Here is a 24958-nt window from a genome sequence, read left to right as displayed (position 1 = left end):
GGTAAACCTGCCAATAAAAGGAGCAAGTAGCTGATTAAAGGGAGTCAAATGTTTATTGAGTGTTTATTTTATTTCTTTTTGGGGAAAGAAAACAAGCTCTTATCAATCTTAGAATTCAACGTAATCTTATCCATAGTAACTGTAAACGTGTTGGTACCCATCTTTTGAGTCAAAGCATGAGGTATCATCAAACCACCTACTTCTTTGTAGTCACTCATAAAAGAGTCTATTTGGGTACCTTTAGAAGGCCCTTGTTTTACGGTAGTTCGTTGCATTAATAATACATTGCTTTCGGTGTCAAAAAACAAGTACTCTACGTCGCCATTCTTTTTGGTTAACTTTAGCTTGTTACACTCAGTACCTTCTATCTCTTCTTTACCATCAAGCACTATCTTATGCCCTTTGGTCTTATAATTAAGGTAAGCAGGCTCGAACATATCTTCGGCTAACTCTTTGGCTTGTTCTTCGGGCAATTTTACCGTTTTGCCAGCAATAGGGTTAGACGCCCAGGCATCTTTGCCGTCATAAGCACGTTGTACTATAGTTTTGCCCTGAAACACCATTTCCATACGCTGAAAATTAGGACGTTGGTTATACATTTTTACCGGAAATTGCTGCCCTTGCGCCTCTACTTTTCCCTCCATAATCATCGAGTTCAGTTTATTCCATTTGGCTTTTCCTCCAGTATTTTCAAAATAACTATTCAATATTTTGTCTACTGTTTGGGCTTGCACACAAACTCCGGCATTTATCAGCAACAAGGCTATTAATAAAGAAAAATATTTTTTCATTAGAGTAATTTAAGTTTTATAAAATGGGTTTGATTGGTGTTAAATATCTGAAAGATTAGTCACACTTGGTTAATTATTATTACAGTTTCATCAAAAAAAATCAAATAAGCCTCAACCTTACACTACTTCCAAAAGATATTTTTTGAGTTTCAGAGAAGTTTTTATAAATTTGAATGATCGTTCAATAAATAATTGTGCGACTATCAGAAAAATCACTTTATATTAAATGTTATGTCTAAGAATACTGACGTAAAGAAGGAGATGATATCTACCTGTCTGGAAGTATTTCGAAAAGACGGTTATTACAATACAGGTATTAAAAAGCTGGCAGAAGCTTGCGGCATTAAACAATCGTTGTTTTACTATTACTTTAAAAGTAAAGAACACTTGCTGGAAGAAATACTAAAAGCAGTACATGGGTATTTTAACCGTAAGGTGTTTTGTATTGCTTATCAAGAAGATAAACCAGTACGTGAACGACTCAACGAAATGGTAGAGATCACCAGAGATGTCTTCTTAAGAGCCGAAGGTGGCTGTATTATGGCAAACACGGTATTAGAGATGGTACAAGATCAACCACAGTTTATCCCGGTTATACGTGCCTTTTTTGATGATTGGATTGCCGCCAATGCCCATTTGCTCAAAGAAAAATATGTAGAAGCCATTGCCATAGAAAAAGCTGAACAAGCAGTGCAGGATGTAGAGGGTGGCATTATGTTGATGAGGCTCTATAACGATCCCAAGTATTTTTTTAAAGCCCTTGACAGGGGAGCGAGGTTACTCGATTAGCCCATAAGTAAGCCATGATTGTTAAATTGTTTTTTAGAACTTGGAGACAAATAGCAGTTTGACAATTATTTTTTGCATTAAAAATTGAATGACTGTTCAATAAATTTATTTACAAAATATACCCATAAGTGTAAAATTGTTGAAAAACCTGAAAGAAAGCACAGAGTAAGAACAATAAAGCTTATATATTTTTTAATGACTATTCAATAAATTAATATGACAAAGCCTAATAGATTACAACGCGCGGTAAAAAAGCTGGAAAGCTACCCTAAATCCTGGTACAAACCTTTGCTTTCCTGGACTATAGGGCGCACTGTGCCATTTGTAGGAACGGCTGGAATCAGGTTTGAAAAAATGACCACTGAAGAGGTAATAATTACGCTCAAGAACCGCAAGAAAGTTCGCAATCATATCAAACAAATACATGCCGCAGCTACTGCACTACTTGCCGAAACTGCTACAGGAATGATGGTAGGCATGAACCTGCCGGATGACAAACTGCCTTTGATGAAAACAATGAAGGTAAATTATGTAAAACGATCGCAAGGCGCAATGAAAGCAATTGCGACACTTACCCCCGAACAAAGACAATTGCTACACAGCGAAGACAAAGGGGAGGTATTGGTAAAAGTGGTGGTAACTGATGAGGCAGGGGTGGTACCTGTAGAATGTGAGATGTTGTGGGCATGGATTCCTAAAAATAAGAAAAAACCTGCGATGGAAACAGCTAAGTAAATAGCAACAAGTAATTAAAAGTCAAAAACGGCTATTGGCTTAAGCTCATAAGAATGAATAACCAATCAACAAAACACAATATACTATGATGAACACAACTGTCAGTCATCGGGAGTTTTTGACTACTCAAGTACCCAACATACTCCAAAACCTTCAAGTAGATGCAACCCCTCAGTGGGGTATGATGACTGCCCAACACATGCTCGAACACTTGGCTAAAATCACTAAAGCAAGTGTCAAACAATACGGCGCTCCACCTGCTGAACCTACCGAAGGACAACTCAAGTTTAAGGCTTTTGTCAATGAAGGGGAGTTTAAAAAGAATGATACAAAGACAGGTAAACTGGAAGGTCTGCACTATGCTACTTTTGACGAAGCCCGTGAAGCAGCGATTGAGGCTATAGAATGGTTCTATCAGGCTTTTGCACAAAACCCTGACTTACAACCTTATAATCCAACTATGGGGGCATTGTCTTTTGACGAATTACAACGATTGCACAACAAACACTACCGTCATCATTTGAAGCAATTTGACTTGATGTAAAATAAAACCAACAATATTCATTCACACACAACACTGATGCAAGAATTAAAAATAACAACCCCTGATGGCCACCCGCTTGCGGTTACATCGTTTAACCCGGCAGGCGCTCCTAAAGCGGTGGTAATGATTAACTCCGCAATGGGAGTACTCAGACAGTACTATAATAAGTTTGCTGCATTTTTGGCAAATGAAGGGTTTCAAGTATACAGTTACGACTATCGTGGCATTGGTGGGTCAAGCCCAAAATCGTTGCGAGGTTTTGAGGCAAGTATTCACCAGTGGGGCATTGTAGATGTCAATACAATGATCGAATACGCCACTGTACAACACCCCAATTTGCCGCTCACTGCTATAGGACACAGTGTAGGTGGGCAAGCATTAGGGTTGGCTCCTTCTTGCCAAAAGGTACAGGCAATTATGCTGGTAGCTTCGCAAGTGGGCAACTGGGCTTACTGGGATAAAGGCAGGACTAAACTTAAGTTTTTCTGGAAGTATATGCTTCCCTACCTGGCTAAGTTGTTTGGTTATTTTCCGGCAAAAAAACTGGGGATGTTTGAAAACCTGCCCAAAGGAGTGGCAATAGAGTGGAGCCAATGGGGAAGCCATCCCGATTACTTGTTTGCGTATGATTTTGAAGTACCCAAGCAACACAGCGAACTGGAAGTACCCTTGCTTTCGTGGAGTTTTACCGATGATGGATATGCCCCAATCAGGGCAGTAAAAGCATTGCTCAACCGCTACAACAAAGCGGATATTACGCATCGTCACCTGGCTCCTCAGGATTTAGGTGTCAATCGAATTGATCATTTTGGCTTTTTCAGAGAAAAATTTAAGGATTCGCTTTGGGCTGACAGTGTAGAATGGCTCAATGCTCAGGTAGTAATTCAGGCATAATACATCCATCATTTGATGGGAAAATCATAAATAAAGGATTCTCTTCAACCAGTGAGGTTAATTTTAAGCCTCGGAAAGTAAGGCATATATAAATTTAAGAGAATGAGAACAGATCATGCATTAGAGGCATACTTAACACCTGCGGAGTTTATTGATAGCAATAACCCGGCAGTGATTGATTATGCACATCAGGTAACCAATGGGTTGAAATATGACACCGAAAAAGCTGTAGAGCTTTTTTATGCGGTGCGCGACGATTTTAAATTTGATTTAGGACATATAGACCTGCACCCAAGTAAACTCAAAGCCAGTGCTTTGGTAAAACGTGGGGTAGGCACCGACATAGAAAAAAGTACTTTGTTGGCGGCAGCAGCAAGGGCAGTAGGCATACCAAGTCGGGTAAGCTTTGCCAATTTGCGTAGTAACCTTACCGCCGAACAGCTTGGAAATGTATTACAGTCTGACATGCTGGTTTTTCATAGTTATGTAGAGCTATGGATGGGCAATCATTGGGTAAAACTCTCTCCTGCTTTTAACCGGGAGGCTTGCGACTACCTGGATTTGCCTCCGCTGGACTTTGGTATTGCAGAAGAGAAGCTGTTTAAAAAACATCATCGACGCAAGCACAAGTATTTGAAATATGTACACGATTATGGCGATTTCGCTGACTTGCCTTATGACTTGTACATTAGTGAGTTGAGAAAGTATTACCCGCATTTATTCAAAATAGTAGATGAAACAACCAAACCTTTTAAGTTTGATCTTCAGTTTTTGGAAGGGTGGGTTTAAGGTTTTGAGGTTGGTTAAACGGCCTCATTTTGTGTATAAATTGTAAATTTTGTAAAAAACGGCTCATTTTATGGGTCGTTTTTTTGCTTATATTGCCAATTATGGAGCACACTGACAAACTTTTACAATTGCTCAACTCAACAGACGAAAAGTCGGTGGCAGTGGGGCTGGAAATATTAAAAGGGCGTTCAGGCTTTGATCAATACCTGGCAGATTATGCTACTTTATATGAGTGTTTCTTAGGTGTTAGGCCTGTTCCACTTACAGCCGCCCATTTGGTAATTTTTAATCAACCAGCATTGCGTAGGTTTGGGCATCAAGTGGTGTTGCCACCCGAGATCGTACGCTTGCAAAAATTACAATCACTTACTTTGTATAATACTGATATACAGGCATTACCATCCGAAATTGGGCAACTGACACAATTGAATGAGTTGAAGTTAAACTTTAATGCTTTGCAACAAATACCCTCCGAAATTAGTGACTTAGCCCAACTACAAATACTTTGGTTGCATCATAACCAGCTTGTTCAACTTCCTAAAAGCATTGGTAAACTCCAGGCATTACAAGAGTTAGACTTAAGTGCCAATCAACTTCAGACCCTGCCCGAAGAAGTAGGACAACTGCACCAACTCAAAGAACTAAGTTTGGAAGGAAACCAACTTACTCGCCTCCCTTCGTCTATTGGTCATCTTCCACACCTCCACCAGCTTTACCTCAGTCGTAACCCCCTGCCCTTAGATACAATTGAACAATTGCGTAAAGCATTGCCTGGTTGTGAAGTGTTTTTTTAGTCCCAAACCCAAAACTATCACGATTTTTGCTTGTGATTGAGGTTGGTGTTATGCAACTCAGTCTTTTTTTTAAAAAAATTTTACCCCTCAGCCAACCATTTTAACCTCCTTTAGTGTATTGGTTTTGAAACTTGAGAAAATTTGAACCCACCAGAAAAACATATTCAGGAATTGGTCGATGGGTGTAGGAAAAAAAATGTGCAATCACAGGAACAACTGTACAAGCACTTTTATGCCTATGCCTTAAGCGTTTGTATGCGCTATACTGCCAACTATGACGAAGCCATGGAGGTGCTGAATGATGGTTTTATGAGAATTTTTAAAAAAATAAAACTATACAATTCTGCTTATCCATTCAAATCGTGGCTACGTCGCATTATGATCAATATTGCGCTCAACAACCAGAAGAAATACCTGAAACATAAACAAGGTCAGGAGATAGAACAAGCATCAGACAAACATGCAGTAGACGATACTTATAGTCAATTGCAATACAAAGAGCTGGTTGCATTGATTCAACTCCTTTCACCTGGTTACCGCGCAGTGTTTAACTTATATGTAATTGATGGATATACTCATGAAGAAATAGCTGAAATGCTCAAAATTTCGGTGGGTACGTCCAAGTCAAATTTATCAAAAGCCAGAGCCAACTTAAGAAAGTTGCTCAGAGAAAATTACAAGGATGAATATACAAGATATGCCCGATAATGATTTGGACGAATTGTTTAAAACGGCTGTCGATAATGTACAGTATGAATTTAAGCAAGAAGCCTGGCAAAGCATGCGTAAGCAAATGAAGCGAAGCAATGCCAAGCGTAGGGGTATGTATTGGCTTGGTGGATTGTTGTTGGTGTTATTGGCAATTATTTTTGTAAACTATTATGTATTGCAGCCTGTCAAACAAGAGGCAGTTGCTCCTGCCAAAACAGACCATAACATTGCTCAAAGAAATGGCGTAAACCAAGGGGCTATCATTACTCCTCAACAATTGGAAACAGACGACACTCAAAAACTGCCTAAAAAAAACACAAAACCTACCTCTAAACAAAGTGATGAGGTAAAAACTGGTGCAACAAGCCAGACTAAGCCTATACACTCGCACAAGAAGTCACCCAAAGTGTCATCTAATACCACGTCTAACTTACCCCAACAAGGGTATACTTATGGCAAAGTATTTACCCCTTTGGGTAAAAACCATCCACCCAAAAAACCAACCACTACAAAAACTACCATCAATACACCTGCTCCTAAACAAAGTAATCACTTGATAAGCCTTAGTAACGAGCAAAAGAACCACCGTAAACCTCACAAAGTCCAATTGATGGCGCATAAATCAACGCTGCCACTTACAGCTGTTTTACCTGTTTCTATGTCAACAGAAAAAACCAGAGTGGAAGCTAAAAAAATCACAAAAAAAAGGTTTAAGTCGAGGCTTAGTCTCATTGCGCAAATAGCACCTGACTTGAGCATAGTAGATAAAATGGCCATGACTGATACCCGTTGGAACGCTGGGGTATTGGTAGAATATGAACTGCTCAAAAACCTAAGCCTAAATACTGGGGTAAATTACTCAGCAAAGGCTTACCAGGCAAGCGCTCAGGCTTACACGCCTAAAGATGGGCAATGGAAATGGGGCAAAATACCAGAAAACATTGAGGCAACCTGTAGAGTACTGGAAATCCCCGTCAATTTGCGTTACTATTTTCATAACCAACCCAAACACCGCTTATTTATCAGTAGTGGACTATCATCGTACTGGATGCTTAGTGAGCGCTATGATTTTAGCTATGAAGATAAAACGTATAACTATGGTTGGAAGACGAATAATGAAAATAAGCACATGCTAAGCATTTTGAACTTATCGGTAGGTTGGCAAAAAAACCTGAGCAAAAAATGGAGCATTCAGGCAGAACCGTTCTTAAAAGTACCTTTAGGTAAAGTAGGAGCAGGTAAAGTAAGCCTCAAAACTACTGGAATAATGCTGGGGGTAAAGTATCAACTGTTTTAGGTGCTGGTGGCAGACTAACATAAAAAAAGCCCTCTAAACACAAGTTCATTGTGTTTAGAAGGCTTTTTCCATGAATATTTATTTGAACAAGCTCTTACTCAAAACTAATCTTTGCTACCTTGTCCCAAGGAATATACTCTTTATTTTCTTTGTCCATCAATATAATTACTCCCGTATGACGGTCAGATACATCCTGGCTTTCGCCTAAGATCATTTTTTGCCCCGATTTTAGTTCTACTTCCGAAGAAATACGATTTTTGGGTGTAATGCTCTTGATGATGCCAAAAGGGATTTGATGCTTTAAGTTATCTATTTTGCCGTCCAGTATTTCAATAGACAGTTTCTCGTCTAAGTCATAAATAATGTTTCCTTTCAGGGTACGTTTGTCGGTGGTAGTGATGGTACCTTTCAACATTACGGGCGTCTTATAGTCGTTATAACCTTTGCCAGAGAGCGCCTTAGAATCAAAAGTTACCTTTTTAAAATCATCCCAGTCAATATCTACCCTGCCAAACAAGTGATGCGATACAATAATGCCTCGATTGCCATCTTCTACGTCATTGGTTCCGGTAAGGTACACTTCACGCCCTGAACGAAGCACAACCAAACTACCCCAACGGTGTTTTTTGATTGCTTTTATGTTTTTAAAAGGGATTTTCATTCGCCCATCTTCGCTCTTACCATTGAGTATGTCAGTGCTTAAACGTTCGTCGTGGTCCCACTGAACAATTCCAGTAAATTTACCTTTGCGGGTTTCTACTGTACCATACAAAGCGTTGCCCATTTTGGCACCTAGTTTGGCTGGTGTAGGCATAAAATCTACCTTGTCTATTCGGCTCCACTTAATGGCAAGCTCCCCCAGCTCTTTATCCATCACTCTTACCGTAGCCCCTATGTCGTTAGAACCTCCCTTAAGCTTGATACGCATCTTGTTTTTCAGTAATAGCTCTACCCTATTACGACCAGCTATTTTAATGGTTTGAATATCGCCAAAGCGACAAGCAAATGTATGCTCAAAGCTATAATAATTACCTACTTTGATGAAACCATAGTCTCGACGACGTGATTGTCTCTTAAGAGCTTTCATTTCACTTCGCGACAAGTGGTCAAGGTTATCATTATGCGTTTTAGAAGAGTTGAACATATCGCTCCAGTAGGCTTCTTCTTTGCCCCAGCGAATTTGCCCGGTATAGGTTTTACCGTCTACAGTGGTGAGTTTTCCATAAATAAAGCCTTGGTCTTGTGCTTGGGCGGCAGGTAACCACAATAACTGTAGTACCAGTAAAGCACATACTTTTTTGAACAAATGCATCATATCTTTTTAAATTATATGGGTTTAGCCATTGATATTGTAGCGATTCCTAAAATGGATCAACAGCGTTTACATGAATGATGCAGGCTAAACAACAAAGGTTGCGTGGGCTTTTAAAAAAAATAAAAAAACACCTTGCCGACATTTCTCGACAAGGTGTTTGACAGTTTACATTTTACGATATACTTCACTTACGATAACTTTAAAATACTGATAATTAGCTCAGGTATATACACTTGCTTATTTATCAGTTAAATGCTTTTGAGAATAAAGACAAATGATTTTTCATAACATTGTTTATAGTGTTAAATTGTTGGGTAAAAGGAGTTGTTATTGACTTGTAATAACTATTACTGGCAAAGGGCAAAAAAAATGGAGAAATCACCCCTGCAAAAATTACTAAAAACAACACAAATGACAGCCAAGCTACTGATAAGTAGTATATTAATTATACCAACACCATGAAAACCTACCACAACCTACAACAAGCCTTAGAAAACCCTGAGGATGTAATAGCACTAAGCTTACCTAAAAAAAGTATTCGTTCGTTGCCAGATAACATAGGCACGTTGAAAAATGTAGAAAAAATAAACCTCACCTACAACAACCTCAAAGATTTGCCGGCCTCGTTTGCCCAACTTCACAAACTCAAGCACCTCAAGCTAGGCAGCAATAATTTACATCAGGTTCCGGCGGTACTAATGCAAATGCCCCAGTTAGAGTTTTTGAATATCAGGCGTAATCGTTTGAAAACCTTGCCCGAAACTATTCACCACATTACCCAACTAAAAACTCTGATTGTGTATGCCAACCAGTTGAACACTTTGCCCGAAAGTATGGCAAAACTACCCTGTCTTCATACGATTGACTTGAGCGAAAACTTTGACTTGTCGCTTTTCAATGTATGCAAGGTAATGGCAAAGGCGACCCAACGGTTTGGATTACACATCAGACGCCTCCATTTTCATCAGCTACCCGACAGCTTTGTAAAGCTACAAAAACTTGAAAGACTGGATGTATCAGACAATGGTGACATAGACCTGGATCATTTGATTGATTTGTTATTGCAAATGCCACAGTGTACATACTTGAACCTGGGAAACAGGCACGCTCGAATACCCAAAAAGCTTGAAAAACTCTCTCATATTGAGGGGTTTACAACTGCTCAAGTAGAAGAAAACCAACATATTGACTGGAGCGTTTTTACTCAACTCAAACAACTGGACTTATCTTATAACCGCCTGCGCGAAATACCTGCATGGGTATTGCAACTTAGGCACCTTGAAGAACTAAAGTTGCGCAACAATGTGTTGGGTAAGTTGCCAGAAAAATTACTACAGTTTTCTAATCTTCGCCACCTCGACATTAGTGAAAACGAGTTTTATACTCCCCCTACACTACTTACCCAAATGCTCACTCAACTGGATGTTTTACAACTGGACTATACTTATTATACAGGGGCTGAAGGGTTGTCAAACTTTCACAAAGTGGTACACAACTCTTCACTTACGCAAACCCATCCTGATACTGCTCATCAAATATTTAGTCAGGCTTTGTCGCCTGGCGAAGCAACCATAAAAGAATTATGGCCTTTTTTGAATATAGACCTTCCTCATATTCACCAATATGTATTGAACTTGATGGGCCAATGCTCGCCTGATCAGGTATTGTCTGCTTTAGCTCCAGGCAGTAAAATAGCCTTAGTGGGCAAGAGTAAACGATTTACATTGAGTGCCCTAAAAAAAGTAATCAGAGACAAAGGCTTGATTTGGGAAAACAACCTTCAACAACCTATTGACTGCCTCATTGTTGCCGAAAAAGCCGCACCTGTACCTGATGAAATATGGCACAATGCCTCTTTATGTATCATCACCGACGAGCAATGGACACAATGGGAAAATAATGCTGTAGGTCTTCCCACATTTTCATCAGAGAATATTACAAAAATAGAAGAGTTATTGATGAGTCAAGACAGTGACCACCATTTGCTGGCACTCAACCTGATTTCGGGCAACTGTATATTACAACAAGAGGCTTACCACTGGATCATTGCGGCTTATTTGGTACATAAAAACAAAAAAGTAAAAAAACTTGCCAAAAAAATATTACAACAACACTTCCCGGCTCGTTGGCAATCAACAGTGTATTATGCCCAACTCTGGGGCAGACAATCAGTAAGGGTAATTCTGGAAAAGCTACCTGTTCCGAAACAGGCATTTATTGACTTTGTACAACATTTTTCGGGGGCTTATACAGCCCTTGCTATAGAGTTTGGCGGAAATTTTTTTGCACAAGCACTCAATAAAAAATATGATACCTTTGGTGATAAATCAATCTCTATTGACAGTCCTGTTCAAGGCATTGCTGACGATTTGCTTACCTGGAAGCATATCAAAAAAGTGCAATCTATAGAGATTCTCAGAAGAATATACAATACACCTTCAGCACTTGCCCAAATACCCAAAGTACTGTTTCAAATACCTCACTTGGAAAGCCTCACTTTATACAATACACAGATAAGCCAAATCCCTCCTCAAATCACCCAACTTAAACAACTCAAAAAACTATCTGTAGAGTATAGTAAACTTCAGCATTTGCCCCCCGAAGTTGCCCAGCTTACAGCACTTATTTATCTATCACTGGACGGCAATTTACTGAACAAAATTCCAGACTTTGTGGGTGATTTCACCCAACTTCGTTACCTTTCATTAGGGCATAACCCCCTCAAAAAACTGCCAGATTGTATTCAATACTTACATCAGGTAGAGCAACTACACTTTGCCAATATACAAGCGACTGTAGTACCCCATTGGCTAGGTAAGCTTACCAAGGTGCATTACCTGACTATGCACAATAACCAGTTTAGTCAATTGCCCCCAACTATTGGTCACCTTGCTCAACTCTCCCGACTAGACCTTGCAAAAAATAAACTTACTATGTTGCCTCCCGAAATAGGGCAACTCAAAGCTCTTGATTCGTTGGTATTGTCAAACAATCAACTGAAAACCTTGCCCGCTGAAATAGGGCAACTCAGTCAATTGAGGTATTTGCAAGTAGACGGGAACCCTTTTACTCATTTTCCACCTGAAGTAGCGCAGCTTACCAAACTTGAGGAACTGGAACTGGGCAAAAAACACTTACTCAACAACACTGAACTTACCCAATTACGTCATTTACTGCCCAGTAACTGCCGGATAGAAACCCGGTACATTGACTATTAAAAAACCTCTTTCTTTGAGGGTTAAGTCCAAAGAAAGAGGTAAAACACCATAGGCAACCTGTATGCTGGCTATAAACGAGTGAGAAATGCCATGGTATCTACCCCATCGGCATAGTCCCACAAGTGAGGAGTTTGGGCATTGCCAAAACCCACACTATCATTCACAAGGCCAGGCTTGCTTACTACTACTTGTATTTTGTCTTGGTGTTGAGCAAGTTTTTGTTTTAAATCGGCTTCGTCTGTATAACGCTCAAAAAACATTACACCTACAGGAGAATCCATACTGTCGTATTCGGCAAGAATCAAAAAGTTATTATCCAGCACAAACATTTTTTTCATCAAAAACAAGGCACGGTAATACTCATAGTTGTTACAGTACTTCGAGTGCATCAACAAAGTTTCGCCCCAGGGAAAAATATTTTCAAAGAAAGTGTCAAATTTATACTCTTGAGGTACAAACAACTTAGACACGTTACGGCACCCTAAGCCAAAGTATTGAAATATATCATTGCTCAACAGGCTGAGTTCTTCCTTAGTTTCTTTGCCGTCAAGCACCGCCACCGAACTACGGTTTTTGCGGATAATATGGGGCAAATGCCCAAAATAAGCCTCAAAGTAACGTGCAGAATTATCGCTACCTGTAGCAATGAGTGCTTCTATATCTTTTAATTTTTCTGTAATTACAATTTGTTCTTTCAGCTCAGGGGCTATCTCTATAAGCATACGAATAAGTTCTTGCATCAACACCTGGTCTTGTGAGCTTAACTTGGCGTGTAATATATGCCCGCTCATTACCACACTGAGCAAGTCGTGGAAACCTACCGCTGGAATATTGCCTGCCATGACAATGCCCACTTTTTTTGGAGTGACTGCTTCTTTGGCAAACAATGAAGGGTATTTGCCCAGCCATTTTTCAAGGTTTTCGCGGTTGAGGTATTGCTGCAAGCCCTGTAGTGTCAAGTCGAGGTTTTCACGGGTAAACCACTCGTTCTTGAGCTTGATCATTTGCCCCAATGCTCCCTTTTGCTCCTCCGAAAACTTGTTTATCGAATCTCCTAATTGTACAAAAACATTAATTTTTTGTGCGATATTCATAATTCTTTCTTAAAATTATACAATTACTTACATGAGGTTTTGATCTATGCAATCAATGCTTATTTTTGTTATCAAGTAAGAACGCTTCGTTTAATACTCTAAAAATGTTATACACCAACCTACCACTGCTTATCTGTTGTTGCTTACCCAAGGCTTATTGCTAATTTGGTAGGGGTTACTGGACGTATACGGCTGCAAAAGTAGCTATTCTATTTTTATTACCCCCACTCTTTAGGGTATCAATTCACAGAAAACCAACTGGACAAAAGGCAAACGGTGTTGTAACAAGAAGCCTACTTATTTGTTCTATTATTTTAACTAAACCAATAAATAAAGGTCATTATGGCAATTATAATCACTGATGAGTGCATTAACTGTGGAGCTTGTGAGCCCGAATGCCCAAATACTGCTATCTATGAGGGTGGCGTAGAATGGACTTGGGGTGGTGGTACCGAGCTTAAGCAAGTAGAGCTTGAAGACGGCACTGTTATTCCTGGAGATGCGGTACAAGAACCAGTATCTGACGAATTTTATTACATTGTACCTGACAAGTGTACTGAGTGCACAGGGTTTCACGAAGAGCCTCAATGTGCTGCGGTATGTCCGGTAGACTGCTGTGTTCCTGATCCTGATTATGTAGAAACAGAGGAAGAACTAGCAGCTAAGAAAGAGTGGATGCATAACGAAATGGCAGCTTAACTCACTTGCAATTTGTGGAGTAAAACTGTATTGTTTAGGCTTTGTCGGCTAGGAAACCGACCAGGATGGTATTGCAAAGGCATACTATAAACAAGGTTTTAACCCACAGAATTGATTCTTTTGAAGCAGGGAGGAGTCCTTTGGTCTTCTTCCTGTTTTTATTTTTTTAAATTTTTTTTGGTGTTTTGTTTGGTATATTCATTTACCCCATGTACATTTGCACCACGATTTTTGAGAAAGCGTAGTTCTGGCCCGTTCGTCTAGGGGTTAGGACGCCAGGTTTTCATCCTGGAAACAGGGGTTCGATTCCCCTACGGGCTACCATTTTTTTTCAAAAATCTACTCCATAGTTTTAACACACTATGGCCCGTTCGTCTAGGGGTTAGGACGCCAGGTTTTCATCCTGGAAACAGGGGTTCGATTCCCCTACGGGCTACCAAACCTGTTTGATTTGCTTCAAACAGGTTTTTTTATGCCTATGCTTCCCACCCCATTCTTGACGTTTCCCTTTTCTGCCAAAAGTTATAGCACCTTTCCTCTTTCTAACATTACTTTCATTAACTTTTATTACATGGATGGCTTACTATACAATGGATGCAATAGTTTTGTGGCATTATTTAGTCAAACTTATTTATCTAAAAAATGAAATATTTAGCTATTATCTGCCTGGCAGGAATGCTTTTTACTGGTCAAGCTTATGCCCAAAAATTCAAACCAGGATTTGTAGTTACCCAACAAGGAAAAAAGGTAACTGGGCTTATAAAACAATCTACCGTCATAGGTGGAAGTATATCTTGTACTTTTAAAACAAGTGAAGAAGGCAACCCCAAAACCTACGCGCCCCACGAACTTAAAGGCTATGGGTATGACAAAGCCACCATTTATGAGTCTCACACAGTACGCTTTCTTGATGTGGTGACCCAACAGCAAACTGTAGATACACTGTTTGTAGAAGTACTCGTCAAAGGAAAAGGAAGTCTTTACCATTTCAAAGATAATCGCCCTACATCAAAGCTAAAACCCTGGCAAAGCAATCACCACTTCTATGTACAAAAAGACAATGGAGACTTGCAAGAACTCAAAGTAAAGGGCGCTTATGTGTATAGTGGTGGATTGAAAAGAGTAAAAAGAATAAAAACATATCTTGGAACCCTTAATGCGCTTTTCTCAGACTGTCCTGCAGTAAAGTCGCTCATCAACAACGAGCGGGTTCAACTACGAAAATATTCACTGATGCAGTTTATCTCCAGCTACAATCAATGCACAGGAGGCGAGCAAATCATAGAGGGTAAAAGCGCCGATCTTACAAGCCAATTTGGGCTGGCTATACAATATGCTAGTTCTACCATAAAGTTTAGTGGTTCTATCAGTGATCGGTTAAACTCTTCGACCTCTCAAGGCGTAGCTTTTGGAATCTATTACTTGTTTAGCCTTGATCGCAATAACAGGTTATTTGGGCAGGTAGAGTTAAACTATAGTGCACAAAAGTATGCGATCTCACACAAAGATGCTCTCAGCCATTCTTCACAATGGGACTTGGGTGTAGCACAAATACCTATCGTTTTAAGGTATGCTACCAGTAATCCTAAAGAGCAGCTTTTTGTAGGAGCAGGTATCAATTTTGATTTTCGTTTGAGTATGAGAGAAACCCTCTCGGAATCATACCAGATCAATGCCCATACAGCCAGCATAGGAGCCTCTACAGAGAGTTTCAGAGGCACTTCTTCGGGTATAATTATAGAAACAGGTTTTTTAACCAAGATAGGCAAAACATCAAGGGTAGAGCTTAGTGTGCGCTATAATAGAAACGCTGGATTTTTACTTGATCGTCAGGCTCCTACCAGAATCATTTCGTTTCGTGTAGGTCTGGGATTTTAAAATAATTCATACATTTTTTGCTCAATTCAGGTAGACAAGCTCTTCTTTGTCTGCCTTTTTTATACCAAACTTCATTTGTTTAAAGACTTTAAAATCAACACAATATTTGTATTTTGCTATTTCTATATTGTATCTTATAAGTCAAACCCTACGAAATGAAAACTCCTCAACAAAAAAAAGGCAAATATGGCGAAAACCTTGCTGCGGCATTTATGCAAAATAAGGGGTATACACTGCTAGAACGCAATTACAGATACAAAAGAGGAGAGATAGACATTATAGCTCAAACGGGCGATGTTTTGGTGTTTGTAGAGGTAAAGCTGAGATCATCTGACAACTTTGGGTTGCCCGAAGAGTCTGTGAGCGAAAACCAGCAAAACCTCATTATACAAACGGCAGAACAATATATAGAAGAGATTGATTGGGAAAGCGACATTCGGTTTGACATTGTGGCTATAGAGCTAAAATCTCACCAGTCGCCACAAATCACTTATTTTGAAGATGCTTTTTATTAAGGTTGTCTACGTGCAATGGAGTAGTGTCTTTGTCTAAGTGTTCGGTGTCATTCAGGTAGTCAAAAAACCATTCATTAGGAGCATTGTAACGAAACTTAGTAATAGAAGTATTATCTAGTTTTATTTTATGCGTCATGGATGAAGCTGATTGCATAATTTTTCGGAACAGGCACCGAATAGCGTTTCCGTGGGTTACAATCAAACAATGTAATTTTTTATTCGGTTTTTGCAAAGGGAATACGTGTTGCTCCAACCATCCAAACATTCGATCTTCTACTTCTTTTTGAGACTCGCCATTGGGGGCTTTGTGCAACCAGTTATTTTGGTTGATAGAATTGAGCATTTCGGGGGTATATATTTCTTTCCGCACCTTGCCTTCCCACTCGCCTTGCGACAACTCCTGAATATCGTCAGATACTATCACCTTCTCAAAATCTATGTTGGCATGTTCACACACAATTTTGGTGGTATCATAAGCCCTTACTGCCGAAGAGGTAGCAATAAAATCCAGGTTAATTGTAGTTTTTTTTAGTCGCTCTCCCAGTTTTTTTGCTTGTCGCCGCCCTTTGTCAGTCAAAGGAATATGATTAGACCTCCCTCCTATCAAGTGGTGATTGATATTGCTCAAACTTTCTGCGTGTCTTACGAAATACAGGTGAATCATGTTTTGCTAAAGTTTAAAAACGATTATACTCAACCTCACTGGGTAATGTTGCATGAAATGGTAAGTAAATAACTTTCATACTAATAAGTACAAATAATCATTAAATTTTGCAGCCGAACTTAAAACAATTTAAAACTATATTGAACTTGTTTAATTAAATATAACGAAAGTCAAGCAATAAAAAAGCTGAAAGTAAGATTATTCCACCTTTTTATTAACAAACAACGCTTCCAAATAATGCTTGGTATTAGTCTTTGCTAATTCCTTACAAGTCACCTGATCTTTTCTCTGATACTGTATACTGATTGACTCAATGCAACAACTATTAGTGATAAGTTGTATTTATAGGCATTTGCTTCATACTTTTGTTATTAGCGCTTGTTTCAAGTTTATCCGTGGTGTATTGCGTGTGGTTTTGACTCTCAGTTCATTCCTTAGCTAATGTAGGGCTTTGATAGCATAGTACTGTCATTAGCGAGGCGCATTCTGGCGACAAACCTAACAAAAACTCATGCAAGAAACTCGACTTTTAATGCATGAACTGTGACTGTAATATAAATGCATTTGATTATTTTTTGCATAACCTCTACTTTACCTCATTAGAAGCTAGAGTACTCGTACTTTGAACTCAACTAACAAGAAATAAAATTCGTTATTTTTGCTGGCAACCAAAAAGTTCAAGCCCTAATCAAAGTGGGTGATTGTTTTATTAAAAAAATGAAATAGTGCTTACTCTTCGGTTGTATTGAATAAACACTTATTAGGCTATCAAACGATTTTTATGCAATGGCATAGTAAGAGATAGCCCAGGGAAAATACCCTGAGTAATTTTTAAAACCCACAAAAAGCCTGATTTTAGACTTGTAGTGATGCCTTGCCGTTTTTACCCAACAGGTCTTAAACATACGTTCAATGACTTTCCAGTGCTTTCTAAGACGCTGTATTGGTCATTATTTAAATTATATTTAGGTAAAAGAAATATCAAAAAAATGAGCTTTTTCAGGAATACCATCGACCAGAACAAAATATCTACCTTGCCTTCTTCTATACAAGCCATTATTCGAGCTATATACAAAGCACCTGATTTGTCGCCAGGCAAAGTAAAGAATATTGTAAAACAAGCACAGGTACAAGAAAAAGAGCTCTTGCCTTGGGCTGACTTTGACCACCCTCAGCAAGACTGCTATGGTCGTAAAATGGTATATGATGGTGGTTTTTTTGATATAATGGTCATGTCTTGGGTGCCAGGAGATTTCTCAGCTTTGCATGACCATGGGTATGCCCAATGGGGAGCTGTACAAACTTTTGGGGCTGCCGAACACGCGGTATTTTGGGTACAAGATTCAGAAATACGCACTTTGTCGCGTCAAATAATGAAGGCTGGGCAAGTAATAGGTGTAGGACACCAATTGGTGCACCAAATGGGCAACAGTGGAACTCACAATTACTTGAGCCTACATATTTATGGTAATTATACCCGTGAAGAAAATGTAACGGCAGATGCCCGAATTTTTGACCTGGATGACCAAGATATTCACCGGGCAGACGGAGGGGCGTTTTTTGCCTTGCCACTCAAGCAAATCAAATCCAGAGAGACTTGCCCTACACCTGATTTTTTAACTCGTTTACGCCACCAGGTAGAACTTATGCGCCGAGTACAACGCGCCGAAAACATAGGGCAAAATGAAAGCGGCAAATCGCTTGAAGCACTTACAAAAGACCTGTTTGATGTAAGGCATTGGAATAGCTTTGTCAATGACTTGGAGGAACACTTGGACGACGCTGGGCAAAACAATCATTCAGCGTTTTGGAAACTACTCAATTGGGAACTGAAAGAAGCAGCTGCCCTACAAAATAGTGTAAGTGCCTTTGAAAATAAAGAAGACTATTTTCAGACCTATGCTGAGTTATATGATGAAGTACTGGGGAAACCCTGTCTGGATGAATTTATGGCGACTTACCTGCGCTTTTTTATCAAGCAATACGATATCGACTTTGCCCACCAAAAACTCATTTCTATTGGTTGCGGCACAGGTTTAACAGAGCAGTTTATGATCAATGAACTAGGGATGCCTCAGGAGCACCTCTATGGCATTGATATTTCGGAAGCTATGATCAAAGTTGCTCAAACCCGTATTCACGCCGAAGTAGGCGATGCACTAGAACTTGATCCAGCAATAAAAATGTGGGATTTGACCTTTTGTGGTTTAAATGTGTTTCAGTATGTTGATCATACCTTTTTACAACAAGTGATAGAGCAAGCCGCCCGAATTACCAGTCCGGGTGGTCATTTCTTTGGTGACTTTATCACGCCTGATCATATTAGAGGATACCCTCATGTAATATACTCTGAATGCGGTGATATTGTGTCATTGCGTAGCCCCGAACTGATAGAAAAAGACCACTATATGTATCAACGCAGCAGCATTGTCAATGTAAGCAAAAAATCGGGCAAGTTACGTATTACTAACGAAGGGCAACATACACTCTTTTTACCCCCTTTGAGTAAGGTAAGGGAGTACTTTAAACAGGCATTTGACGGTGGGGTAGATATGTATGATGCTGTAAGCCTGACTCCTATTCCTGCCGATGCAGATACTTGCACTTCTACACGCTATTTGGTAGTGGCCAAAAAAGCCAAATAAACCAATGAAGGGCTACCTGCCATAAATACTTATTTTGTTAATTAACACATAAAAAACTGAAGAGTATGAAACTATGTCATCGCTTGTTATCACTATTTGTAATTGTTGCATTTTTGGCTACTGTAGTAGCCTGCAAAAAAGCCAACCGTACTACTGATAAGCCAGTAGTAATAAAATCTACCTGGGAGGTAGACGCCAAATCTACTTATACGGCTGACGAGAAAGTAGTCATTAGATTTAAAAACATTACTGAACAAGAAGTAGTCGTATTTGATCCGTTGATTGTGGTAGTAGAACAGAAGCTAAAAACCAAAACCGAGGGCAAAGAGTGGAAACGTATGCGTTGGTTGTACTGCCCTTGTGGAGCCTCTTGTCCTCCTCCTCCCCATCAACTGGAAATAACAAAAGGTGATGTCAAAACTTTTGTTTGGAATAAGGAAGAAAGGTGGTGTGAGGGCGCAATGAAAACCAAAACGTTGAAGGCCTCTAAAGGTACTTATCGTTTGCAGTTACGCTACCAAGATCCTACAACTAAAGTGGTTGAAACTTATTATCAAGAGTTTAACATTGAATAGCATGGGGCAATTTAAAAGAGGCTGAGATAAGTTCATTGCCAGATTTTGCTCAACAAAAACGTTTTTCAAGAAACTTTATACCTGCCTGGTTTTGAAACCAGGCAGGTATAACTAACTCTTGTTTAGCGAGAAGCTTGGGTGTCTTGAAACTGCTTAAGCTGTTGTTGAATCCGGACAATGTCATCTTTAAACTTAGACTTACGCAACAACTCGTATACTTTGCGTACACCCGAAGAAGTGAGTTGCCGCAAACCTTCGGTAATGGCACTCTTGATAGGGTGTGGGTATTCACTGTATTTACGAATAACTCCTACTTTCTGAAAAACTTCGGTGCCCATGTGAGTAGCAATGTAGTCATCGCTAATGCCTAAAATCCGTCGAATGTCTTTGAACTGGGGCGATAAAAACATATAATCAGTATGGGTAAAAAAAGAGTCTAAGGCATGGCGATAAAACTCTCCGGTTAGATGATTGCCTCCAGCAAGATCTACTATGTCATTGTCAGAAAAATGATGAGTAACTTGCGGTTTATTTTTTTGCTGGGCAAACCGCGCTGCTGACTTTTTGTCTATGGCTGGTGCCTGAAAAGTAACTACCCGACTGGCTACTCCCGGATAATAAGTAGCTACATATTGCGCCAAAGCGCCTCCTAGACTATGCCCGGTAAAATCGGCATACCCTCCAGCATCTTTTATAATTTGTAAAATAAGGGAGAGGTTTCTATACAATTGGTCAAAGCCTACTCCGGTAGGGTTTAGGTCAGTCAATATATCGGCAATCTCAGTAGGTTGGCTACCTCTAAAAGCAATGACAGGGTTTTTAGTAGATAAGCCCTCAAGGGCTTGTATTCTTACTGCATCAAAACCACCTTTGCCTGAGTACAACTGAGCAGTTCTCAGGTCATACCCCATGCCAAGTAAAATATTTTGAGCTTTTTTCCAGGCGTCATTCGGTCGGGCTTTTTTACCTTCAGCAAAGAAACTTTGATCGCGGTAAGCCAGGTAATGCGCCAGGTATTCAAAAGAAACCCCTTCGGTACCTATGTCTTTGGCGTAGCTACTAACTACTTGCTCGTGCTCATAAAAAACCGGGGCTTGTCCTTTTTTAGAAGCCCGGCAAACAATGCGGTGATTGCCCGGAAAACCAGCCTGGAACGAACTTTTGCGGGCATTGGCTCCGGTTACCCGGGCTTTGCTTTCCTTGCCAAATGTTGTAGTAGAATGATGATCGTTGACTGCATACCATTGGTAGCTGTCATAATTTTCTTCTAACTCATAAGATACCCGATCGTCGGGATAGATGGCTTTGCGAACATGGCTGCTTTTGATTCCTCTACGACGAATTGACAAACGGGTAATACTTTCTTTAGGGAGCATCAGGCCAAGCCTGGCACGTTTCATTTGATAAGCTGCAAACTGCCAATCTTGTGTGCTCCACCCATTGTCGCTCATCTCGGCGCGCAACCTTGTAACAAAATCATCTTTGTAGGTAGCATTATACACTTTTACTACGCTTTGTAACTGGCTACTAGGCAAGTTTAAAACTCGGTAAACTGCCTGCTCGTTGGTGCCTATGCCGTCAAAAGCTTCATAAATTTCTTTGGCTAAACGGTGAGGCGATACATTAGCAACTCCTTGTGTTGCCTGTCTTTGTCCTATAGTTGACTGAAACTGGTTTTGCACCAAGGGTTTCATCAACTGCGTTTTCCCTCGCATACGTTGGTTATCTGTTGTGTAATTTAATAATTGGGTATAAAAGTCAACCTGGCTTATCTAAACCCAGAAAACGTCACAAAGCAGGGTGTTTCTGCTTAAGCAATAGAAGTTGCTTAAAACCATAAACACAACCAAGTATCGATATGGAGCCTGTGAACCCTCAGGGTTTGTTCTAAGATTTTGAAATAAGGTATCAATACTGACAGAAAGGTCAGTAAATATATTTATGTAGTTGAATAGTGCGCCCGTATAGCCAAGGCGGAGGTAAGTATTAAGCCAAGAAGACTTGGTTATTTTTCGAGCAGTTAAGTAAGTAAATTCATTGGCGAAAGCCAAATAATTAAATGAGTTTTAGCCAAAAACAATGTATATTTGCTTTTTGCTAACAGCTATTTAGCAATATTACTATTTCAACACCCATCTGACCAATTTTTCTTGGTTTGTTTATAAAATTCGCAAGCGAGGCTATTATAAAAAGGAAAGACAATGCAGGTAAATGTAGACCAACTTGACCCCCGACATCATATCATTATCAAAGGAGCACGAGCAAACAACCTCAAAGGCGTAGATGTTGCCATTCCACGTAATCAATTTGTAGTCATTACTGGACTTTCGGGTTCGGGCAAATCTTCGCTCGCGTTTGACACCTTATTTGCCGAAGGGCAACGCATGTATGTAGAAAGTTTAAGTTCTTATGCACGGCAGTTTTTGGGTAGAATGGAAAAGCCCGCAGTAGAATACATCAAGGGGGTGTCACCAGCAATTGCAGTAGAACAAAAAAGTAATACCAAAAACCCACGTGCCACGGTGGGTACCTCTACCGAAATATATGATTACCTCAAACTATTGTTTGCCCGCATTGGTGTCACCTATTCTCCGGTATCAGGCAATAAGGTAAAAAAAGACAGCGTAACCGATGTAGTTAATTATATACAGTCGCATAGCGAAGGGCAAAAACTACTGATCACAGCTCCGGTAAATGTAGCATCAGAACGTAGCCTGGAAGATGAATTGAAACTTGTTTTTCAAAAAGGGTTTACCCGTTTATTGGTAGATGGGGACACCTTGTTTATTGAAGAACTACTAGAGGATGTAGCAGCAATAAAGGCGCTCAAAGGTCAGGAGGTGTTTATATTAGTAGACCGCAATGTGGTGAAAAAAGACGATGAAGACAATCAGTTTCGCATTGCTGATTCGGTGCAAACGGCCTTTTATGAAGGGCAAGGCTCTTGTATGATTCATGTGTTGAAAAAAGAGGTAAAAGAGTTTTCTGATCGGTTTGAACTTGACGGAATCAAGTTTGAAGAACCTACAGTACAGTTCTTTAGTTTTAACAACCCTTATGGAGCCTGCAAACGTTGTGGTGGATTTGGTAGTGTACTTGACATTGATGAAGACTTGGTTATTCCTAACAAAAATCTATCAGTATACGACAATGCCATTGTGCCTTGGTCTACTGAAAAGATGCGGAAAGAATGGTTCCAACCATTGATTCAAAACAGCATACAGTTCGACTTTCCTATCCATCGTTCTTATCGGGAACTAAGCAAGGAACAAAAACAACTTTTGTGGGAAGGTAATGAACACTTTCAAGGCTTAAATGCTTTTTTTGAGCATATTGCCAGCCAAAGTCACAAAATACAATACCGGGTGATGCTGTCGCGTTACCGTGGCAAAATCACTTGCCCCGATTGTCAAGGTACCCGTTTGCGTAAAGACGCCAGTTATGTAAAAATAGCTGAGTACAATATCAATGATATGGTATTGATGCCACTGGAAGATTTACGAGAATTGTTTTTAAACCTGTCACTTAAGCCTAACGAACAGCAAATAGCCAGAAGGGTGCTTACCGAAATAAACAACCGTATCAAGTACCTTAACGAGGTAGGGCTTGGGTATTTAACCCTCAACCGCTTGACATCTACCCTTTCGGGGGGAGAGTATCAACGCATTAAACTTGCCACCGCTTTAGGCAGTGCGTTGGTAGGCTCTATGTATATATTAGATGAACCAAGTATTGGGCTACACCCCCGTGATACCCACCGATTGATTGGGGTATTGAAAGACCTGAAGGCATTGGGCAATACAGTGATTGTGGTAGAGCACGAAGAAGATATTATGCGTCACGCTGACCAAATTATAGACATTGGCCCCGATGCAGGTACTGGTGGAGGTGAGTTGATATTTCAAGGTACTCTGGATGCCCCCATCCAAAACGGCAAAAACTCGCATACCTTGAATTTTTTAAATGGCACAGACTCTATTGCAATGCCTAAAGTCCGACGCAAAGCAAATGCTTTTATTACCTTGGTAGGCGCTGAAGAAAATAATTTAAAAAATGTAGAGGCGCGTTTTCCTCTGGGGGTAATGACAGTAGTAACAGGCGTAAGTGGATCGGGCAAGTCTACACTTATCAAAGATATTTTGTACCCGGCACTTGCCAAAATGTATGGAGACTATAGCAGCACCAAGGGTAAATACCAAAGTCTGGAGGGTGACACTCAGGCCTTAAAAGGGATAGAGTTTATCGATCAAAATCCTATTGGTAAATCTTCGCGCTCAAACCCAGTAACTTATACCAAGTCGTATGACACTATCCGTAACTTGTTTGCTAACACAGCACTTGCCAAAAAACGAGGGTATAAACCTGCCCACTTCTCTTTTAACGTAGACAAAGGGCGTTGTGAAGTATGCGAAGGCGAAGGCAAGGTAAAAATTGAAATGCAGTTTATGGCAGATGTATACCTTACTTGCGAAAGCTGCAAAGGGAAGCGTTTTAAGAAAGAAATTCTGGATATTAAATACAATGACAAAGACATCGCCGAAATACTTGATCTGACAGTAGAAGAAAGCCTGGATTTTTTTAAAAATGAACCTAAAATTGTACAGGCATTGAGTCCTTTGTATGAAGTAGGCCTGGGATATGTAGGCTTGGGGCAATCGTCGAACACATTGAGTGGTGGAGAAGCTCAACGCCTGAAACTGGCGTCTTTTCTGGACAAACGCAATGCACGCAAAGGCAATACTTTGTTTATTTTTGATGAACCTACCACTGGTTTGCACTTCAATGATATAAAGAAGTTGCTCAAAGCACTGAACGCATTGGTAGAGCAAGGGCACTCGGTACTGGTGATTGAACACAACCTGGAGGTGATTAAAAGTGCCGATTGGATCATAGATTTAGGTCCGGAAGGTGGTGCCAAAGGAGGACAGATTTGTTTTCAGGGAATCCCTGAGGATTTGATTGGTTTAGAAAACAACCACACTGCGAGATTTTTGAAGGAGAAATTTTAAGA

The 24958-nt window shown here is 40.0% G+C and carries 20 protein-coding genes and 2 tRNA genes; 17 read left to right on the top strand and 5 right to left on the bottom strand.

All coding sequences use genetic code 11. From position 1 onward, the window contains the following. Positions 1-68 precede the first annotated feature (68 nt). Entirely contained in the window at positions 69-791 is a 723-nt protein-coding gene (locus M23134_RS04900) for a LolA-like protein (protein ID WP_002694310.1), read from the bottom strand. Between the two features lie 231 nt (positions 792-1022). On the opposite strand from M23134_RS04900, the gene M23134_RS04895 reads away from it, so the two are divergent. The 8 genes from M23134_RS04895 to M23134_RS37535 all read left to right on the top strand — a co-directional run bounded on the left by M23134_RS04895 (position 1023) and on the right by M23134_RS37535 (position 7344). Beyond that, entirely contained in the window at positions 1023-1580 is a 558-nt protein-coding gene (locus M23134_RS04895) for a TetR/AcrR family transcriptional regulator (RefSeq protein ID WP_002694309.1), read from the top strand. A gap of 216 nt (positions 1581-1796) precedes the next feature. After that, positions 1797-2315 carry a DUF4442 domain-containing protein gene (locus M23134_RS04890; protein WP_002694308.1) on the top strand — a complete coding sequence of 173 codons (519 nt, stop codon included), beginning with the start codon at positions 1797-1799 and terminating at the stop codon, positions 2313-2315. 85 nt (positions 2316-2400) lie between these two features. After that, entirely contained in the window at positions 2401-2859 is a 459-nt protein-coding gene (locus M23134_RS04885) for a DUF1569 domain-containing protein (protein WP_002694307.1), read from the top strand. Positions 2860-2895: 36 nt separating this feature from the next. Next, positions 2896-3753 (top strand): alpha/beta hydrolase family protein, encoded by an 858-nt coding sequence (locus M23134_RS04880; protein WP_002694305.1) that lies wholly within the window; start codon positions 2896-2898, stop codon positions 3751-3753. Positions 3754-3855: 102 nt separating this feature from the next. Then, positions 3856-4542, top strand: a complete 687-nt coding sequence (locus M23134_RS04875) for a transglutaminase-like domain-containing protein (protein WP_002694303.1) — start codon at positions 3856-3858, stop codon at positions 4540-4542. 101 nt (positions 4543-4643) lie between these two features. Then, entirely contained in the window at positions 4644-5336 is a 693-nt protein-coding gene (locus M23134_RS04870) for a leucine-rich repeat domain-containing protein (protein ID WP_002694302.1), read from the top strand. Between the two features lie 141 nt (positions 5337-5477). Further along, entirely contained in the window at positions 5478-6044 is a 567-nt protein-coding gene (locus M23134_RS04865) for an RNA polymerase sigma factor (RefSeq protein ID WP_002694301.1), read from the top strand. Continuing rightward, a complete protein-coding gene (locus M23134_RS37535; protein ID WP_053337243.1) occupies positions 6019-7344 on the top strand; it encodes an outer membrane beta-barrel protein in 1326 nt (441 codons plus the stop codon). Before M23134_RS04865 ends, M23134_RS37535 begins: the two co-directional genes overlap by 26 nt. Before the next feature lie 94 nt (positions 7345-7438). Here M23134_RS37535 and M23134_RS04855 read toward each other — a convergent pair whose 3' ends face one another. After that, positions 7439-8659 (bottom strand): hypothetical protein, encoded by a 1221-nt coding sequence (locus M23134_RS04855; RefSeq protein WP_157558341.1) that lies wholly within the window; start codon positions 8657-8659, stop codon positions 7439-7441. A 458-nt stretch (positions 8660-9117) separates the two neighbouring features. Here M23134_RS04855 and M23134_RS04850 point away from each other — a divergent pair, with 458 nt between their 5' ends. After that, complete coding sequence (locus M23134_RS04850) at positions 9118-11877, top strand: leucine-rich repeat domain-containing protein (protein WP_002694297.1); 2760 nt, start codon at positions 9118-9120, stop codon at positions 11875-11877. A 68-nt stretch (positions 11878-11945) separates the two neighbouring features. On the opposite strand, the gene M23134_RS04845 is transcribed toward M23134_RS04850, so the two are convergent. Further along, positions 11946-12971, bottom strand: coding sequence for an acyl-CoA reductase (locus M23134_RS04845; protein ID WP_002694296.1), 1026 nt, complete (start codon positions 12969-12971; stop codon positions 11946-11948). Positions 12972-13313: 342 nt separating this feature from the next. Between M23134_RS04845 and M23134_RS04840 the strand changes: the two genes are divergently transcribed. The 5 genes from M23134_RS04840 (at position 13314) to M23134_RS04815 (ending at position 16063) form a co-directional block, all read left to right on the top strand. After that, the gene (locus M23134_RS04840; RefSeq protein ID WP_002694295.1) at positions 13314-13670 is read left to right on the top strand and encodes a 4Fe-4S dicluster domain-containing protein; all 357 of its coding nucleotides are present in this window, start codon (positions 13314-13316) and stop codon (positions 13668-13670) included. A gap of 249 nt (positions 13671-13919) precedes the next feature. Continuing rightward, positions 13920-13994: transfer RNA gene (locus M23134_RS04835), tRNA-Glu, on the top strand. Positions 13995-14034: 40 nt separating this feature from the next. Then, positions 14035-14109: transfer RNA gene (locus tag M23134_RS04830), tRNA-Glu, on the top strand. Positions 14110-14312: 203 nt separating this feature from the next. Next, entirely contained in the window at positions 14313-15548 is a 1236-nt protein-coding gene (locus tag M23134_RS04820; protein WP_045113010.1) for an outer membrane beta-barrel protein, read from the top strand. Between the two features lie 155 nt (positions 15549-15703). Continuing rightward, positions 15704-16063 carry a YraN family protein gene (locus M23134_RS04815; protein ID WP_002694292.1) on the top strand — a complete coding sequence of 120 codons (360 nt, stop codon included), beginning with the start codon at positions 15704-15706 and terminating at the stop codon, positions 16061-16063. Here M23134_RS04815 and M23134_RS04810 read toward each other — a convergent pair. After that, a complete protein-coding gene (locus M23134_RS04810; protein WP_002694291.1) occupies positions 16035-16727 on the bottom strand; it encodes a histidine phosphatase family protein in 693 nt (230 codons plus the stop codon). The two genes, M23134_RS04815 and M23134_RS04810, sit on opposite strands and share 29 nt — an antisense overlap. A 989-nt stretch (positions 16728-17716) precedes the next feature. On the opposite strand from M23134_RS04810, the gene M23134_RS37530 reads away from it, so the two are divergent. After that, positions 17717-19372, top strand: a complete 1656-nt coding sequence (locus tag M23134_RS37530) for a methyltransferase domain-containing protein (protein WP_053337242.1) — start codon at positions 17717-17719, stop codon at positions 19370-19372. A gap of 65 nt (positions 19373-19437) precedes the next feature. After that, entirely contained in the window at positions 19438-19947 is a 510-nt protein-coding gene (locus tag M23134_RS04800; protein WP_002694288.1) for a hypothetical protein, read from the top strand. A 122-nt stretch (positions 19948-20069) separates the two neighbouring features. Here M23134_RS04800 and M23134_RS04795 read toward each other — a convergent pair whose 3' ends face one another. Further along, the gene (locus tag M23134_RS04795) at positions 20070-21662 is read right to left on the bottom strand and encodes a lipase family protein (protein WP_002694287.1); all 1593 of its coding nucleotides are present in this window, start codon (positions 21660-21662) and stop codon (positions 20070-20072) included. A 486-nt stretch (positions 21663-22148) separates the two neighbouring features. On the opposite strand from M23134_RS04795, the gene uvrA reads away from it, so the two are divergent. Then, on the top strand, positions 22149-24956 hold the full coding sequence (gene uvrA / locus M23134_RS04790; protein ID WP_002694286.1) for an excinuclease ABC subunit UvrA: 2808 nt from the start codon (positions 22149-22151) through the stop codon (positions 24954-24956). Positions 24957-24958: the final 2 nt, after the last annotated feature.

It is taken from the genome of Microscilla marina ATCC 23134, from assembly GCF_000169175.1.
GTDB lineage: Bacteria > Bacteroidota > Bacteroidia > Cytophagales > Microscillaceae > Microscilla > Microscilla marina.
Note: the sequence above shows the minus strand (reverse complement) of the source record. Positions and strands in the feature narration are given on the sequence as shown.